Origin of the sequence: Desulfocicer vacuolatum DSM 3385 (assembly GCF_900176365.1) — a bacterium.
Lineage (GTDB): Bacteria > Desulfobacterota > Desulfobacteria > Desulfobacterales > Desulfobacteraceae > Desulfocicer > Desulfocicer vacuolatum.
In genome coordinates this window covers 1-15,404 of record NZ_FWXY01000041.1, presented here as the reverse complement: position 1 = coordinate 15,404, position 15,404 = coordinate 1, and the positions used below count along the sequence as shown (strand labels likewise).

The 15,404-nt window shown below is 43.5% G+C and carries 14 protein-coding genes and 1 pseudogene; 6 read left to right on the top strand and 9 right to left on the bottom strand.

What is annotated here, in order from left to right:
- Window positions 1–111: 111 nt before the first annotated feature.
- Together B9A32_RS22445 and B9A32_RS20105 are read left to right on the top strand one after the other, a co-directional pair.
- Window positions 112–330 (top strand): annotated as a pseudogene (locus B9A32_RS22445) (PAS domain-containing protein); the annotation flags it as partial.
- A gap of 27 nt (window positions 331–357) precedes the next feature.
- A complete protein-coding gene (locus B9A32_RS20105) occupies window positions 358–1,482 on the top strand; it encodes a hybrid sensor histidine kinase/response regulator (RefSeq protein ID WP_269749052.1) in 1,125 nt (374 codons plus the stop codon).
- A 282-nt stretch (window positions 1,483–1,764) separates the two neighbouring features.
- Here B9A32_RS20105 and B9A32_RS20100 read toward each other — a convergent pair whose 3' ends face one another.
- Window positions 1,765–3,027: an MFS transporter gene (locus B9A32_RS20100; protein WP_084071826.1), complete on the bottom strand. Its 1,263-nt coding sequence runs from the start codon at window positions 3,025–3,027 to the stop codon at window positions 1,765–1,767.
- Window positions 3,008–3,130, bottom strand: coding sequence for a hypothetical protein (locus tag B9A32_RS22440; RefSeq protein WP_269749051.1), 123 nt, complete (start codon window positions 3,128–3,130; stop codon window positions 3,008–3,010). The genes B9A32_RS20100 and B9A32_RS22440 overlap by 20 nt, the downstream gene beginning before the upstream one ends.
- A 432-nt stretch (window positions 3,131–3,562) precedes the next feature.
- Here B9A32_RS22440 and B9A32_RS20090 point away from each other — a divergent pair, with 432 nt between their 5' ends.
- The 3 genes from B9A32_RS20090 (at window position 3,563) to B9A32_RS20085 (ending at window position 6,757) form a co-directional block, all read left to right on the top strand.
- Window positions 3,563–4,531: a rhomboid family intramembrane serine protease gene (locus tag B9A32_RS20090; protein ID WP_084071823.1), complete on the top strand. Its 969-nt coding sequence runs from the start codon at window positions 3,563–3,565 to the stop codon at window positions 4,529–4,531.
- A gap of 65 nt (window positions 4,532–4,596) precedes the next feature.
- Entirely contained in the window at window positions 4,597–4,767 is a 171-nt protein-coding gene (locus B9A32_RS21990; protein WP_212638041.1) for a hypothetical protein, read from the top strand.
- On the top strand, window positions 4,712–6,757 hold the full coding sequence (locus B9A32_RS20085) for a hybrid sensor histidine kinase/response regulator (protein WP_084071820.1): 2,046 nt from the start codon (window positions 4,712–4,714) through the stop codon (window positions 6,755–6,757). The genes B9A32_RS21990 and B9A32_RS20085 overlap by 56 nt, the downstream gene beginning before the upstream one ends.
- 229 nt (window positions 6,758–6,986) lie before the next feature.
- Here B9A32_RS20085 and B9A32_RS20080 read toward each other — a convergent pair whose 3' ends face one another.
- Genes B9A32_RS20080 through B9A32_RS20070 form a run of 3 tightly spaced genes read right to left on the bottom strand, consistent with a single transcriptional unit; the run spans window position 6,987 to window position 9,884 of the window.
- Window positions 6,987–8,294 carry a TRAP transporter large permease gene (locus B9A32_RS20080; RefSeq protein WP_084071817.1) on the bottom strand — a complete coding sequence of 436 codons (1,308 nt, stop codon included), beginning with the start codon at window positions 8,292–8,294 and terminating at the stop codon, window positions 6,987–6,989.
- Between the two features lies 1 nt (window position 8,295).
- Window positions 8,296–8,802 carry a TRAP transporter small permease subunit gene (locus B9A32_RS20075; RefSeq protein WP_084071815.1) on the bottom strand — a complete coding sequence of 169 codons (507 nt, stop codon included), beginning with the start codon at window positions 8,800–8,802 and terminating at the stop codon, window positions 8,296–8,298.
- A complete protein-coding gene (locus B9A32_RS20070; RefSeq protein ID WP_084071812.1) occupies window positions 8,787–9,884 on the bottom strand; it encodes a TRAP transporter substrate-binding protein in 1,098 nt (365 codons plus the stop codon). Before B9A32_RS20070 ends, B9A32_RS20075 begins: the two co-directional genes overlap by 16 nt.
- 27 nt (window positions 9,885–9,911) lie before the next feature.
- Between B9A32_RS20070 and B9A32_RS21985 the strand changes: the two genes are divergently transcribed.
- The gene (locus tag B9A32_RS21985; protein ID WP_212638040.1) at window positions 9,912–10,163 is read left to right on the top strand and encodes a hypothetical protein; all 252 of its coding nucleotides are present in this window, start codon (window positions 9,912–9,914) and stop codon (window positions 10,161–10,163) included.
- A gap of 112 nt (window positions 10,164–10,275) precedes the next feature.
- Here B9A32_RS21985 and B9A32_RS20065 read toward each other — a convergent pair whose 3' ends face one another.
- Genes B9A32_RS20065 through B9A32_RS21980 form a run of 4 tightly spaced genes read right to left on the bottom strand, consistent with a single transcriptional unit; the run spans window position 10,276 to window position 15,150 of the window.
- A complete protein-coding gene (locus tag B9A32_RS20065; RefSeq protein ID WP_084071809.1) occupies window positions 10,276–11,298 on the bottom strand; it encodes an ABC transporter substrate-binding protein in 1,023 nt (340 codons plus the stop codon).
- A complete protein-coding gene (locus tag B9A32_RS20060) occupies window positions 11,295–12,689 on the bottom strand; it encodes a sigma-54-dependent transcriptional regulator (RefSeq protein WP_084071807.1) in 1,395 nt (464 codons plus the stop codon). The genes B9A32_RS20065 and B9A32_RS20060 overlap by 4 nt, the downstream gene beginning before the upstream one ends.
- On the bottom strand, window positions 12,679–14,973 hold the full coding sequence (locus tag B9A32_RS20055; protein ID WP_084071804.1) for a PAS domain-containing sensor histidine kinase: 2,295 nt from the start codon (window positions 14,971–14,973) through the stop codon (window positions 12,679–12,681). Before B9A32_RS20055 ends, B9A32_RS20060 begins: the two co-directional genes overlap by 11 nt.
- Window positions 14,974–14,976: 3 nt before the next feature.
- Window positions 14,977–15,150 (bottom strand): hypothetical protein, encoded by a 174-nt coding sequence (locus tag B9A32_RS21980; RefSeq protein ID WP_212638039.1) that lies wholly within the window; start codon window positions 15,148–15,150, stop codon window positions 14,977–14,979.
- Window positions 15,151–15,404: the final 254 nt, after the last annotated feature.

The window sequence follows — 15,404 nt, the reverse complement described above, 5'->3', positions numbered from 1 at the left end:
ATCAATGGTGATAATCCCTGAATTGGCAAATAGTTATGAGTAGTCTACATAATTCTTTTGCCAAAACAACACGAAAATAAGAGATAAGAATCTAACAATCTCTCAACCTGGGAGGCTTTGACAAGTCCTGAAGATAGCAAACGTTCATGGAATATGCACAATGAACTCATCACCAGGCAGCGTGATAAATTTGAAATCGAATTTAAAATGAAGCATAAAGACGGGCATTGGGTGGATATTCTTTCCAGGGCAAATGCCATATTTGATGAAAACAACAAGGCTGTCAGAGTTGTTGGCACCCATGTGGATATATCAGAGAGAAAAAAGCTTGAGAATCAATTACTTCAAGCTCAGAAAATGGAATCCATCGGAACCCTTGCAGGCGGTATTGCCCATGAGTTCAATAATATTCTCAGTATTATTGTCGGTAACAATGAGCTCTTAATGGATGAATTACCAGAGTGGAGCGCTGCAAGGGAAAATTCAGAGGAGATACGAATAGCGGGTCTGAGAGCCAAAGATGTGGTCAAACAGCTCCTTACATTCACCCGACAAGATAATGCAGAACTAAAGCCCATTGATATCAGCCCCATTGTAAAAGAGTCCATAAAATTAATTCGATCATCCATTCCGGCAAATATCAACATCCATCAGAACATATCAAAGGACACAGCGCCGGTTTCCGGTAATCCCACGCAAATCAATCAAATTCTCATCAACCTTTGTTCCAATGCCGCTGATGCAATGAAAAACAAAGGCAACACTATCAAAATCAGTCTGAGCAATGAGTCGTTTGATGAGGGTTGCAAAGCCGTTCATCCCGCACTAAGTCCGGGTCAATATGTCAAGCTCATGGTCATTGATACAGGCAGCGGCATGGATAATAAAACCCTTGATAGAATATTTGAGCCCTATTTCACAACCAAAAAAATCGGTAAAGGAACCGGCATTGGATTGGCCATTGTTCATGGTATTGTAGAAAGACATAGTGGCGTCATCTTTGTTAAAAGCGCCCCAAATAAAGGAACGACGTTCACTATTTTATTCCCTGCTTACCAAGGGCAAATTGAAAAAGACTCTGATGAACGTACAGATTTACCAACTGGGAATGAAAAAATTCTTTTTGTTGACGATGAACCCGTATTGCTCAAACTTGGAAAACAACGTCTGGAACTATTGGGATATCACGTTCAAGAACATACAGATCCCAGGGAAGCGCTGAAGGTGTTTAAAGAAGATATAAACGCCTTTGATCTGGTTATCACAGATATGGCCATGCCCCATATGACCGGGGATCAGCTTGTATCTGAAATTTTAAGACTCCGACCGGAAATACCCACCATGCTCTGTACGGGATACAGTGAAAATATTTCTGTAGAAAAAGCATCTGAGATAGGATTCAAAGCATTTGCTATGAAACCAATCGACAGGTCTGAATTTGCGGTCACAGTGCGAAAAATTTTAGATGAATCCCAAAATTGATGTTTTCGTAAAAAATCCACCCCCATTCTTTAACCACACTATCTTGCGTGCGAGGCAACGGCAAATCCACATATAATGTGATTGAAAGGACTCGCCATGCCCGCATTCCAAGCAAAGAATCATTACTATTTCGCACTTTTTCTACGGTCTTGTGTGATTTTCAGTTTAGCATGTTAGCAGTTTACATCGCTATGTTTAACAAATTTTTCAAAATCTTGCTGGGGACATCCAAAACAAATAAAAATCCGCGTGTTCCCGAAAGAGAACCCCTTGGAGTTAATTTCATTGCGCCTGTTTTTTATGCGACCAGACCATCATTCCCATGGCAAGCACCAGAAGAGCGGCAGCAATGGAAAAGGTTAAGGCAAATCCGATCATCTCATAAAGCCATACCCCGGCAAGGGGGGCAAACAACGCCCGGACACCCACCAGGGAAAGATGCAAGGACTGGTAATCTGCCACATCTTCATCATTGCAGAAATAAGCAGAACCGATACTCCACAAAAGGGACATACCTGCCACAAAGGCCCCGTTAAAAACCATATATGGCAACAACATATAATAAAACCGGATGTCCCACATTTCAAAATGAAAAGCAAAAAACTCTGTCAGTGCCACGGACACAATGTACAAAAACATGGACAGATAGGTCATACCGGCAAACAGCCGTGGATCAATTTTTCCCATGAGTCGTCCGCACAGGGGTAACAGCAAAATGGCCACCACATTATAACCGTTCTTATAAAAAGCCACACTGGCGTAATTTAGATGAAGTGCATCATCAAAAAAGATGGTGATCACTGTGATGGACATCATATAGGCAACACCATAAAGCATGAACCCAATTTCAAAGTGCCGGTAGGGTGCATTATCCTTTAATATTTCCAGCATATTTTTTACGGATTGGCCAATGGATGCCACCATCCCCTGATGGGAAATATCGGCCACTGACTCAGGATGGTGATAATCAATGCGGGTTAAAAGATAAATGGCCCCGATACCCAGCAGGGACACCCCGGGAAAAATCCAGGTAAATGCATAATTGTCCAGATCAAGGAGAAGGCCATATCCAAAAGTGACCAGCAGCATAGTTGCTTTGGTAACGGATGTGGCATAGCTGAACAGGGTTGCAAAATGGGCATGCCTGTAGCTGTTTTTCAAAAACAAATTGATCAGCGGCAGGGTCACCGGCCACCCCATAAAATAGACCAGAAAAATCCCCAGAAAAAGATAGTTATAAATGGGGGAAGGCTGGGCATGGGGAAAAAAGGCGAGCAATGCCATGGGCAAGTGGGTAATAATTCCCACCACCATGAGAAGCTTTTTTTTATTGGTGATGCGTTTTAAAAACTCATTTAAAATAAACAAAAAGGCAAACACCACCACACTGAACTGAAAAAGGAAACCCAGTTGAAAGTTAGATCCGTGGAGGCTTTTGATAAATACAAATTCATTCAGGGCAAGGACCCCTTGAATGATGCCGGATAGAAAGGCATAGGTCAGATGAAGAAAAAACGTCTTCTTTTCATTGGCGGTGAGATTCAATTAAAAAAACATCCTTATAAACTGCCATGGGCAGACCGTGTTCTGATCCAGGCCTGCCCACAACAAAGATTGAAATACTCCTTAGATTTGCGGAGTATTTCATATAACTGCCACGGGCAGACCTTATTCTGATGCAGTTCTGCCCACAACACAACTTGAAATACGCCCCCGGTTTGCGGAGTATTTCATATAAAAAAAATATAAACACAAAATTAAAGCATATTTGTAAAAGAAAAGGAAACGTAAAAAGATATAACGCCGTTTTCCACATTTTTAGCTGAACTCCTTTTAAAAGGATGATATAGTAACTCAACTTTCGGTGTTCGCATTTCGTGATGGGGTCAGACTTTCGTTATTGACATTATCGAGGCTTTTTTCGTTGGCAAAGGCCTTGGTCGATAACATCAATAACAAAAGCCTGACCCCGTCGGCACACTGACCCCATCGGTACATTTAAAAATGCCGGCTTTGAAATGAAGCCCGAAAGTTGATATAGTAAAAAGTAAAACAAATCCTCAACTCGCAAAGAGATGACATGATACCGATTCGAGATACCATACCATCACGTACTGTTCCCGTGGTCACCTACGCCATCATGGCCCTGAATACCTTTGTCTATCTCTCCCAGGCCACCATGGGACCGGATGTGGAATCCTTTGTTTACATTTACGGTTTTGTGCCTGCCAAATTCACCCTGCCCCAGCTGGCAACATATTTTTCATTTTCCAATAAACTTTTCTCCATCCTCTCCTATATGTTTCTCCATGGCGGGCTGTGGCATTTTCTGGGGAATATGTGGTTTCTCTATATTTTTGGAGATAATGTGGAGGATCATCTGGGGGCACTGCGGTTTGCAGGATTTTATCTTTTAAGCGGCATTGCTTCGGCCCTGCTTCATTTTATGCTAAACCCCACCTCCGCCATTCCCACCATCGGGGCCAGCGGGGCCATTGCCGGGGTTATGGGGGCCTATTTCATTCTCTATCCATCGTCTAAAATTCTTACCTTGATTCCCATTATTATCATTCCCTGGTTCATTGAAATTCCCGCATTTCTTTTTCTTGGTTTCTGGTTTGCCATGCAGTTTTACAATGCCACCGAAAGTGGCGCTGCATCCGGGATTGCCTGGTGGGCCCATGTGGGGGGATTTATTGCCGGCATTGTGATGGTAAAACTTGGTACCAGAATTCCCAGGGCCGGAGCCGATGACAAGATTAAATCCATCACGGCCCGGAAAAAGAGTCCCAATTTGCAGATCATCCGAACCGGACCGGGTGCTGACAACTCACTGGATCTTGACGGCACAATTAAGATCACCCAGCTGGAGGCCCACACCGGCACCCGCAAGCTGGTCAATATTCCCTGGGGATTTTATAAACGCATGTACCGGGTTTCAGTTCCGTCCGGAGTGAAAAACGGCAGTCGTCTTCGCCTGGCCGAAATGGGTAAAGCCGGGTTGAATGGTGAAAGAGGAGATCTTTATCTCACCGTGGTGATAAAATGAGACAACACAAATTATGCAAAAATATCTGGCAAAGGAAACAGATGACGCCACATTGCTCGTTTTATATGAAATACTCCGCAACCCCGGGGAGTATTCCTAACTTTGTTGTGGGCGAAACCGAATCAGAATACGGTCCGCCCGTGGCGGTTATAAAACAAATCATGTTGGGGAGACAGCTGCATGGAATACAAGGAACTGGCCAGACAATTGAAGCAGGAAAAAGCCATCTGCAATAAACTCAGATCAGAACTTGATGAGGTTCATCAGGAGCTTTACAAAACCAATTCCGAGTTAATGCAATTGACCCTTGAACTTGATGAACGGGTGGCAAAACGAACCCATGAACTACAGAAATCGGAACAAAAATTACGGGAACACCGGGATTGTCTCCAGGAAATGGTGAAAATTCGAACTGAATCCCTGGAGATGGCCAACGCAAGCCTGGCCCGTAATATGAAAGCATTGGAAGCCTCGGAAAAACAATTTTGCAGCCTTGTGGCAACCATTCCCGATATTGTCTATCGAATTGACTCCAAAGGCAGGTTTACCTTTATCAATGATGCCGTTAAAAAACTTGGATACACCCCTGATGAACTCATGGGAAAACATTTTCGCACAATCATTGTTCCCAGATATGAAAAAGAAATTTCCCTGAACAAAATTTTAAATGACAGCCATCGTCTAAAAAAACAAAAAAAACCCATAAAGCTGTTTGACGAACGGCGTACAGGTAAAAGGAAAACCACAGGTCTGGAGATAAAGTTACTGTGCCGGGACAGTTCCCGGCTCTATTATGGACATCTTAAAAAATTGAACTCCGACGATGTAATTGTGGAAATTAACAGCACAGGACTTTACACACAAGACGATGAAACATCCACCACCCTATATATCGGGACCATGGGAATTATCCGGGATATTTCAGAAAGAAAATCCCTGGAAAATGATTTGCGAAAAGCCAGGGATGATCTGGAAATTAAAGTTGATCAGAGAACCCGGGCCCTTGTCCAAAAAAATAAAGAATACACCGAAGAACTCATAAAAAGCCAACTTCTGGAAAAAAAATTAATCCAGGCCCAGAAAATGGAGGCAGTGGGCACCCTTGCAGGCGGTATTGCCCACGACTTTAACAACATTCTTTCCATTATTCTGGGATTTGTGGAACTTTCCTTTGATCATGCCGCAGAAAATAAGGAACTTGCTGAAAATCTCACTGAAATCAATGTGGCGGGAAACCGCGCAAAGGAACTCATTAAACAGATTCTCACCTTTGCCAGAAAATCTGATGAAAAAATTGAACCTTTAAGGGCCAGTCTCATTGCAAAAGAAGTTCTCAAACTGTTGCGTTCTACCATTCCCAGCTCCATCAGCATTGTTAATGAAGTGAAAAGCAATGGACAAATCATGGCAAATCCCACCCAATTGCACCAAATTTTCATGAACCTTGCCACAAATGCCGCCCATGCCATGCAGCATATGGACGAAGGAACACTGAAAATCTCAATGCAGGATATGGACATTGACAAAAACAATACCCCCGCCGGGATCCCCCATATTGCCCATGGCAAATACGTTGTCATAAAAATCAGTGACACCGGCAAAGGGATTCCCCAAAAAAATCTTGACCTGATATTTGAACCCTATTTTACCACAAAACCCCCGGGGGAGGGTACAGGACTGGGATTGTCCGTTGTTCATGGAATTATCAAAAATTGTAATGGGGAGATCTGCGTTACAAGTAACCCTGAAACAGGAACAAAATTTACTATTTTTTTTCCTGCGGTGACACACCGGGTTAAACGCATTAAAAACAATGAAAAAACCCTACCCACAGGTACAGAGCGCATTTTTGTGGTTGATGATGAACCCATGATCGCCAAATTAATCTCCCGGATTCTGGAGCAGTGCGGCTATACCGTCATCAGCACAAACAGCAGTCTGGATGCCCTTGAAATGATTCGGAAAACACCAGAAGCCTTTGATTTGGTAATCACGGATATGACCATGCCCCACATGACCGGAGAGAGGCTGGCCCCCCAAATTTTAAACATCCGACCGGATCTGCCAATTATTATCTGTACCGGTTACAGCTCTCGGATCAATGAAAACACCATTGAAAAAACAGGTGCCAGAGCTTTGCTCATGAAACCGGTGAACAGAAAAAAACTATCTACCATGGTAAGAGCGATTCTTGATGGACACACTTTTCATGGGAGAGAACCATAAGAATCAGTGTGCCCATATGCAACTCAACTTTCGGTGTTCGCATTTCGTGGTGGGGTCAGGCTTTCGTTATTGACATTATCGAGGCTTTTTTCGTTGGCAAAGGCCTTAATCGATAACATCAATAACAAAAGCCTGACCCCGTTGGCACGCTGACCCCATCGGTATATTTAAAAATGCCGGCTTTGAAATAATGAAGCCCGAAAGTTGAGTCTGTGATAAATTTTAACGATCAGACCATTAATGCCGGTAACCAGGTAACAATACCCGGAAAAATCATGACAAGTGCAATGGTGACCACATCCAGAACCATAAAAGGCAAGGCAGCCCTGAAAAGCCCCCCAAGGTTGATCTCATTGGGCATCAGCCCTTTGACAATGTAAAGATTCAATCCCATGGGCGGTGAAATATTACCGGCACACATGTTAATGGCCATTAGTACCCCAAACCACAAAACATTGATCTCAAGGGCCAGAAGAATGGGCAGGATAATGGGCGTAGTCATCATGACAATGGCCGCCGGATCAAGAAACATTCCCATGAAAAGAAATCCCAACATCAAAATTATCACAATCACAGTGCTTGGAACGGGCAAAGAAATCACCCAGTCAGTGAGCTCAGCAGCACAACCGGAATAGATAATCACATACCCGAATGATGTGGCTCCGATGATAATCCAGCCGATCATGGCCGTGGTTTTCACCGTCTGCATCAATGCGGTTCTCACCGTTTTAACATCAAGACTGCGTTTTACAAGTGCAATGATAAAAACAGAAAGACAGGCAATGGCGCTGGCTTCGGTGGGGGTCGCAATACCCGAGTAAATGGTCCCCAGAAGCATTAAAACAACCACAAGCAAAGACCACACTTTCCACAGGGATGACAGTTTTTCCTTCCACGTATATCGAACCTCATCCCTGGGCGCAATGTCAGGATTCATCATGACCCGCATGTAAATATAGATCAGAGAAAACATGGTCATCAATAAACCGGGTATAATGCCGCCGGCAAAAAGAGCGCCAATGGATTCATTTGCAAGGGTGCCGTACAGAATTAAAATAACGCTGGGGGGAATCAAAATGGAAAGTGCCCCGGAAAAGGCCACAATGGCCCCGGATATACCCGACTGATACCCCCGTTTCATCATTTCAGGAAGAGATAAAAGCCCCACAGTTGCGGTACCGGCAGTACTGGCACCGCACACAGCGCCAAATATGGCACCAAAAACCGCACTGGTCATGCCAAGCCCGCCGGGAAGCTGGCGCAAAAACCGGTCAGCAACCTCATAGCTGTCCGTACCCATGCGACTGTGCATCACCAGCTGGGCCATGAGAATAAACAAGGGCACACACACAAGGGTATAATTTCCCATGTGACCATAACCTGCCAGGGCCACCCCATAAAGACCGGTGGTACCGGGCCAGAACACAAGGGCGCTCAACATACTCAAGAATCCCAATGAAAATGCAACGGGTAGTCCAATGAATAGAAAAAGGGTCAATGAAATAACAAGGATGGCAAGAACAATATACCACTCCATATCAGGCAGCTCCTTTCATGGTCTTTAATTTAACTGTATCTTCGGTTATTTTTATCAGGTACTGAATTGACAGCAAGGCGCCACCCACAACCAGAAACATTCGGATGGGCCACAGGGGCCAGGCCAGATATTCCGTGCTTCTTGTGGCATTTTCCCAGGCATCCCAGGTAAAAACCATGGATTCCCAGGTAAACATGAGCATATAAGCAAATGCCATAACAGATGTAACAATATCCAACCTTAATTTTCTTTTACCGCCCATTGTATCTGTAACAAGATCCACACTGACATGCCCCCCTGCCGTAAGGGTCCATGGACCACCCAGAAAAACCACCATAATGAGCATATAGCGATTCACTTCAAAACTCCATGTGGTGGGAGCGTTAAAAAGATAACGCATGGCCACATCAAAGCTGATGGTGAGCATCATGGCCACCACAATCCATCCGGCCATTTCCCCCATGATCTTGTTGAACTGTGATATCTTTCCCATCATATTTTGTCCCATTCCTTTTCTTTGGTTTTAATGATTTCCACAAGCTCTGCACATCCCTTGCTTTCATTGGCGTACCAGTCCCAGACAACATTGAGCATCTCTTTGGATTTTCTGATATTTTCATTGTCAAATTCAACAAATTTCACACCGTTTTCCAGGCACCATTTTTCATTTTCAGCTTCATAGTTCGGCCAGTATTCGCAGCTGGCCCATCTACCCCAGTCATGGGAAACTTTGATAAGGATATCTCTTAAATTCTGGGGAAGGCGTTCCAGTGCATCTTTGTTGATCCAGAGATCATCGGCCCAGGTAAAAACCGGAGGTCGGGTAAATGTTTTTGCCACTTCAAAAAACTTGTAATCCTTAAGACCATAGGCATAGAACAAAAGCGCATCCACCGTTCCCCGCTGAAGGGCTGGATAGATTTCTCCGGTGGCCATGGTTACGGGACAGGCCCCCCATGCCTTGGCAACCCGGGTACTGACCCCGCCTGCGGCCCGGAGTTTAATATTTTTTAACGATTCAACAGTATTATACTGGTTGTCTCCCCGACCAATAATACCGGAACTGCCACAGATAACATTGGTCAACCATACGGAATTTGCTTTTTTAAGATACGAATCATAAATAATATCGTGAAATCGCCCCCCTTCTCCTCCCCCTTTATTGTTCATCAACTCCCAGAAAGAGGCTCTTCTGTTTAAAGAAACATAGGGAAGCCAGTCGACATCTCCTTCGGGCACCATTCCATGATAATAGGCCCCACAACTTGCCAGCATATCAATGGTACCGCTTTTTAATCCATCCAGAGCCTCATTTCTTCCGATAAGCTGACTTGCCGGGAAAATGGTAAATTTCAACTGACCGTTGGTGGCTTTCTTCACCCTTTTTGTGAACTCTTTATAGGCCTTGTACTGGGGATGCTGGGTGTGCCAGGCCATTTGAAACTTTAATCGCCATGTTTTGCATTCCCCCTGGTGGGTAAATCCCGCTGATAAAACAAAAAAAAGGGCAAGGCCCATGATTACGGCAGACTTGATGATAAATAACCGTCCATGACGGTTGGGAGTAGATACGCTACATTGCATTGCCATGCTTGAAAACTCCTTTTAATGTGTGAAATGTTGATACCCAATACTCAAATTTTGAACTCTTTTTCTTCTGAAAAAAATCAAAAAAAGAGGGGGCGTATCCATTGGGAATGGCTTTTCCATGTTTATGCACAGAAAAGATTACAGGATCGCCTTAGCACAGCAACAATCGCTTTACCATGGAACGATTTTGCCCATTGGCGTAACGATATCGCCGTTAATAAATATCTGCAGATATCTTACCAAACAATAATAGCAACAATGGTGCCAACACCGAACTAAAGGCAAAAAATCATGTATAAACAAGATCTTAATAAAATTTCATAGATTTAAGCTCATAAAAAGAAGAGCGTTTTCCGAACAAAGCCACGTGCGGCATCCGCACACATTGGTTTTATCGCACAATGATATCTGAAATAATCAGAAGGGAGGTGGGAACTTGCACACCGATTTTTTCGGCGGTTTTCATATTGATTAATATCCGAAAATAATTCAAGGTGGAACAGGGAATATTTCCGGGTTTTTCACCATTTAAAATTCGGATGGCCTTTAATGCGGCAAGGGTACCAAGGTCATAATAATTCGGTACCAGCCCCATCAATGCACCATCATCTAATACCATACTTTCCACAGCAGCAAAGGAAGGAATATTAAACTGATTCACCTGCTGCATGATTTTTTTCCCAAGAGAACTTATTTTGGAATCGGAAGGTAAATAGACGGCATGGGCTTGATTTCCCATGCTTGAAACAGCATTGTCAACATCCCCTGCACCTGTAATGGGGTAGACCTTAAGCTCAAAATTCATCTGGCCACTCAGACGATGGAGCTGTTCTATTTGTATGCGAGAGTTGGGTTCCAGTGGATTATACAATACGGAAAGCGCTTTATAATCCACCACTTTTTTCAACGCTTTGAGCTGGGAATTTAAAGGAACCAGACTGCTGACCCCTGTGGTGTTATTGCCGGAATGTTTCCAGTTCTCAATAATCCCCGCCTTCACCGGCCTTGTTACCACATTAAACACAATGGGGATATCCGTTGTTCGGGCCATCACCTGCCGGGTGGCGGTGGTACCAAAAACATAAATAATATCAGGCGGGGTTTGAAGAACAGTGGTAATAATATTTCCAAGCTTGTTAACATCCTGATCTGCATTAAATATATGATATCTTATGGGGTAAGGACTTTTTTCAAGGCGATTTTTAAAGCCCAGTTCTGCCGGAGTTTCACTTCTCCAGGTAATCATGGCAATGTCATAGGGTGACATCCGGGCCACACACAGTGTGTCAAAAAAGAAAATAAAACAACAGACCGCCATGGAAATGAAACCACGCTTTTTTATCAGTTGTACCTTTAAGAATGATGCAACCCCACCACAAAGTTTTAAAAAGGTACTCCAACCGAATAATTTCATTGCCTGCGCATCCTGTCCAGTTTCTGGAGCCTTCGGTTCAGAGCAAAACGGCTTATGCCCAGTATTTCAGATGCCTTTGTTTTATTATTGTCTGTTTTCTCAAGGGCTGCTGTGATCAAATCCATCTCTTTTTGTGCCAGAACCATCTCAATATCTTCTCCATGATCCAATGGAGCTGAAAAACCCATGGGCGAAAAAGTATTCCTCAACTGAATTTGAGAAAATTCAGCACCAAGACTCTCCGGCCCCAGGGTGAGATCCCGGGCAAAAATAACGGCCCGTTCCACCACATTTTTTAATTCACGCACATTGCCCCGCCACGAATGTCCGGTCAGCAACGCCAATGCGTCCCTGGAAAAAGTCATCTTTTTTTTTCCCATTTCCCGACAAAACTGCTCCAGAAAATAGCCGGCAAGCAATGGAATATCGCTTTGACGTTCCCTTAACGGCGGAACGAAAAGGGTGACCACATTTAATCGATAATAGAGATCTTCCCGGAACAGTCCTTGGGAAATGGCCTGCTCAAGGTTTCTGTTGGTTGCCGTGACAATGCGTACATCAACTTTGATATCCCTGCCACATCCCAGTCGCTTAAATTGCTTTTTTTCCAAAAAGCCCAAAAGTTTTACCTGTATGGAAAGGGGAAGGTCTCCTATTTCATCCAGAAAAAGGGTGCCTGTATCTGCCAGTTCAAAAAGGCCTTTTTTTGTGCCCTTGGCATCGGTGAAAGCACCTTTTTCATGCCCGAACAACTCACTTTCTAAAAGGGTCTCAGGCAGGGAAGAACAATTAATTTCCATAAAAGGGTGACGATGCCTGCGACTTTTATGATGAATAGCCCCGGCCACCAGCTCTTTCCCGGTACCGCTCTCCCCCCGGATAAGAACCGTTGTATCCTTTGTTTCTGCAATGCGATCTATCTGACTGTAAATATCCTGCATGACCCGGCTTTTTCCAACAATATCGTCATATTTTTCAAATTTTTTCTGGCGATACCTTAAACAATCAACCTCCCGCTTCAATTCAATGTTTTCAAAGGCATTATGAACAAGAGCTTCAAGTTCCTCAAGTTCAAAAGGTTTATTAATGAAATTATAGGCCCCGCATTTTACAGCTTCCACCGTTGTCTGGGTATCAGCATAGGCGGTCATGATCACCACATTGACATCAAAATTTGTTTTTTTGATCTCTTTTAACACTGATATGCCGTCCATGGAGGGCAATCTCAAATCCAACAGAATCACCATGGGAGAAAATTGTTCCAGCAATTCAATGGCAGCTTCTCCACTTTGTGCGGTCCTTACATTAAAACCGTTTATTTTAAAATTTGTTTCAAGGGAGGTGCGCAACACATCCTCATCATCCACAATCAAAAGCCTTTTATCCTGCATTGATATCTCCATTGCAAAGGGAATCATTGGATTCCATGATGGGAAAGGCCAGGGTCACCCGGGCACCTTTATTTTCCACGCTTTCTATATTTATCTTTGCACTGTTCTTTTCCAGAAGTTTCTGCACAATGGACAATCCCAGCCCGGTCCCCCCGGGATTGGTGGTAAAAAAAGGATTAAATATTTTTGAGAGGATCTCTTTTTTAATCCCATGGCCTGTGTCCTGAAAAACCACTTCAATCTGTTTTACCGGCACCATGGGGACCAAGCTCCTTAATGAAATTTTCTTTCCAACTCTCTCCTGAGTTCCCTCTTTTTTTCTTAATTTAATGCTGATATTCAAATGCCCCCCATCGGGCATGGCATTTACAGCGTTGAGCAGAAGATTTAAAAACACCTGTTCAATCTGCTCCCTGTCCACAAACACCCGTGGCAACTTTTCATCCACGGTTTTGACAAGCTTAATCTTGGACTGTTTCATATTTTTCCAGACAAGGGTAAGAGATCTTTCAATGATTTCAGAAAGATCCACACTGGCGGGAAGGGGTTTTTTGGGCCTGGAAAAATTGAGTAGATCCGTCACAATTTTGTTGAGTCGATCAATTTCATGTAGTATTCCCTGGATCAACTCTTTTCCCGGAGCATCAGAAACCCTTTTTGCAAGAATCTGGGTGGCGGTTTTCATACCGGCAAGGGGGTTTCTAATTTCGTGGGCCATGCCCGCAGAAAGTTCTCCCAGGGAAGCCAGACGATCCACTCTTATCATCTCTGCCTCCATCCTTTTTTTCTCTGTGATATCACGGATCACGGCAATGGCCCCCACGGTTTCTTCTTGCACATTCTTAAGGGCAGAAGTGGTCAGCTCAATCACTCTGGGTGTATCTTCCTGCCCCTGACTTGCATACGTCTGCTCTATATGTCGGTTGGCCATGATGATATTATTTTTTACACAGGCCCTTAAGCGTTTAAGCACCTCTTGCGCACCAGAAGAAAAAGAAGTCAATGAAGAATCTTCTGAATATTTTTCTTGATTTAAAAGAGTGCCACTCATTTCAAGGATACGTTCTGCACTGGCATTAAAAGAGGTGATTTCCAAGGCTTGGTTAATGGTAATAATACCGCTGGGGACACTTCTTAATATATCCTCGTTAAAACTTTTAAGAGCCATGATCTCTTGAACACTTTTTTTCAAACGTGACGTCATTTTATTAAATTCATCAGCCAGGGAGCTGAGTTCATCACCGGAATCAACCAAAATAAAATGGTCCCATTTTCCGTCGCCAACGGCCCGGGCACCATCAATGAGGCGATTGATGGGCGTGGAAAGACTTTTTCCAAAGGCATAGGAGGCAAGAACAATTAAAAAAGTAATAACAGCACAAAAAGAAAGCATTCGATAGCGCAAGGTGATGATATCTTTCATGAGTTCTGATTTTTCAAGGGAAATACTCAACCGCCAGTTCATTACACCGCACTGGGTAAAAATCAATCGTTTTTTGATACCGTTAAATTCATAATCACCGCGTCCCTTTTCTCCATTCACCATTTTTTTTATCAATGCGGAAAGCCCAGGATTTTCTTTGCCGGGCCCCCCCGGATACGGCATTGCAGATCTTTCAGGATGAAAAATCAAATCTCCCCGATGGTCCCACAAGGAAGCATATCCCCGGGCACCAACCTTAATGGAAGAGACAAATTGAGTAAAGGACGGCAGATGAATATCAAAAACAATCATTCCCACGGGAAGCTGGTGGTTTTCAAAATCATAAACCCGTTTGGATATCAGTACAACAGGAACGGAAACACCGTCCCGACCCGGAATAAAAGTGGTTTTAAGATTTTCATCAATCATGGAACGCCACCCGGTGGGGTCATTTAAGTACGACGGTCCATCAGATGTTCCATTATTTTGAATTTCAGGCTCCGTGAGTATGAGGTTCCCATTGAGATCAATGAGATGAATTGCGTTAAAATAACGATTTTTTTTCTCATAATCAGATACAAGGCGTTTTACCGTATCAAGGCGCTGGCCAAATTCAAATTGAAGAAAAGACAATTGAATAAAGGGATAATTGGATAAAAGAACAATTTCTTTTTCCCTGGCTTCAAAATAAAATTGAATCTGCTCTGCTGTTTTATCAAGCAGCTTTGTGAGCTGTTCATTGGTCTGGATGGTCATGGTGCGTGCCATGGTGTGATAGGCAAAAAAAATGGAGATTAAAAGAGGGAGAAGTCCCAGGGAAAAAAATATCAAAAACAGTTTGGATCGAATGGTTGAAAACATTTTTTAGCCTGGCTGTAAACAGATTAAGAACAGATCACCAACACCTAATAACGCCCTTGAAATACACCCCCGGTTTGCAGAGTATTTCTTATAAACTGCCACGGGCAGACCGTATTCTGGCCTCGGCCTGCCCACAACAAAGCTTGAAATACACCTCTGATTTATGGAGTGTTTCATATAAACTCAACTTTCGGACTTCATTTCAAAGCCGGCATTTTTAAATGTACCGATGGGGTCAGTGTGCCGACGGGGTCAGGCTTTTGTTATTGATGTTATCGACCAAGGCCTTTGCCAACGAAAAAAGCCTCGATAATGTCAATAACGAAAGCCTGACCCCGGGTCAACCCCTTTTTTATGGAGAGTTTTATCTCGTAGTTTTTTATTTATTTTTACTCCAAGTTTGAATTGTTGAAAGCACAAAATTGTTCATT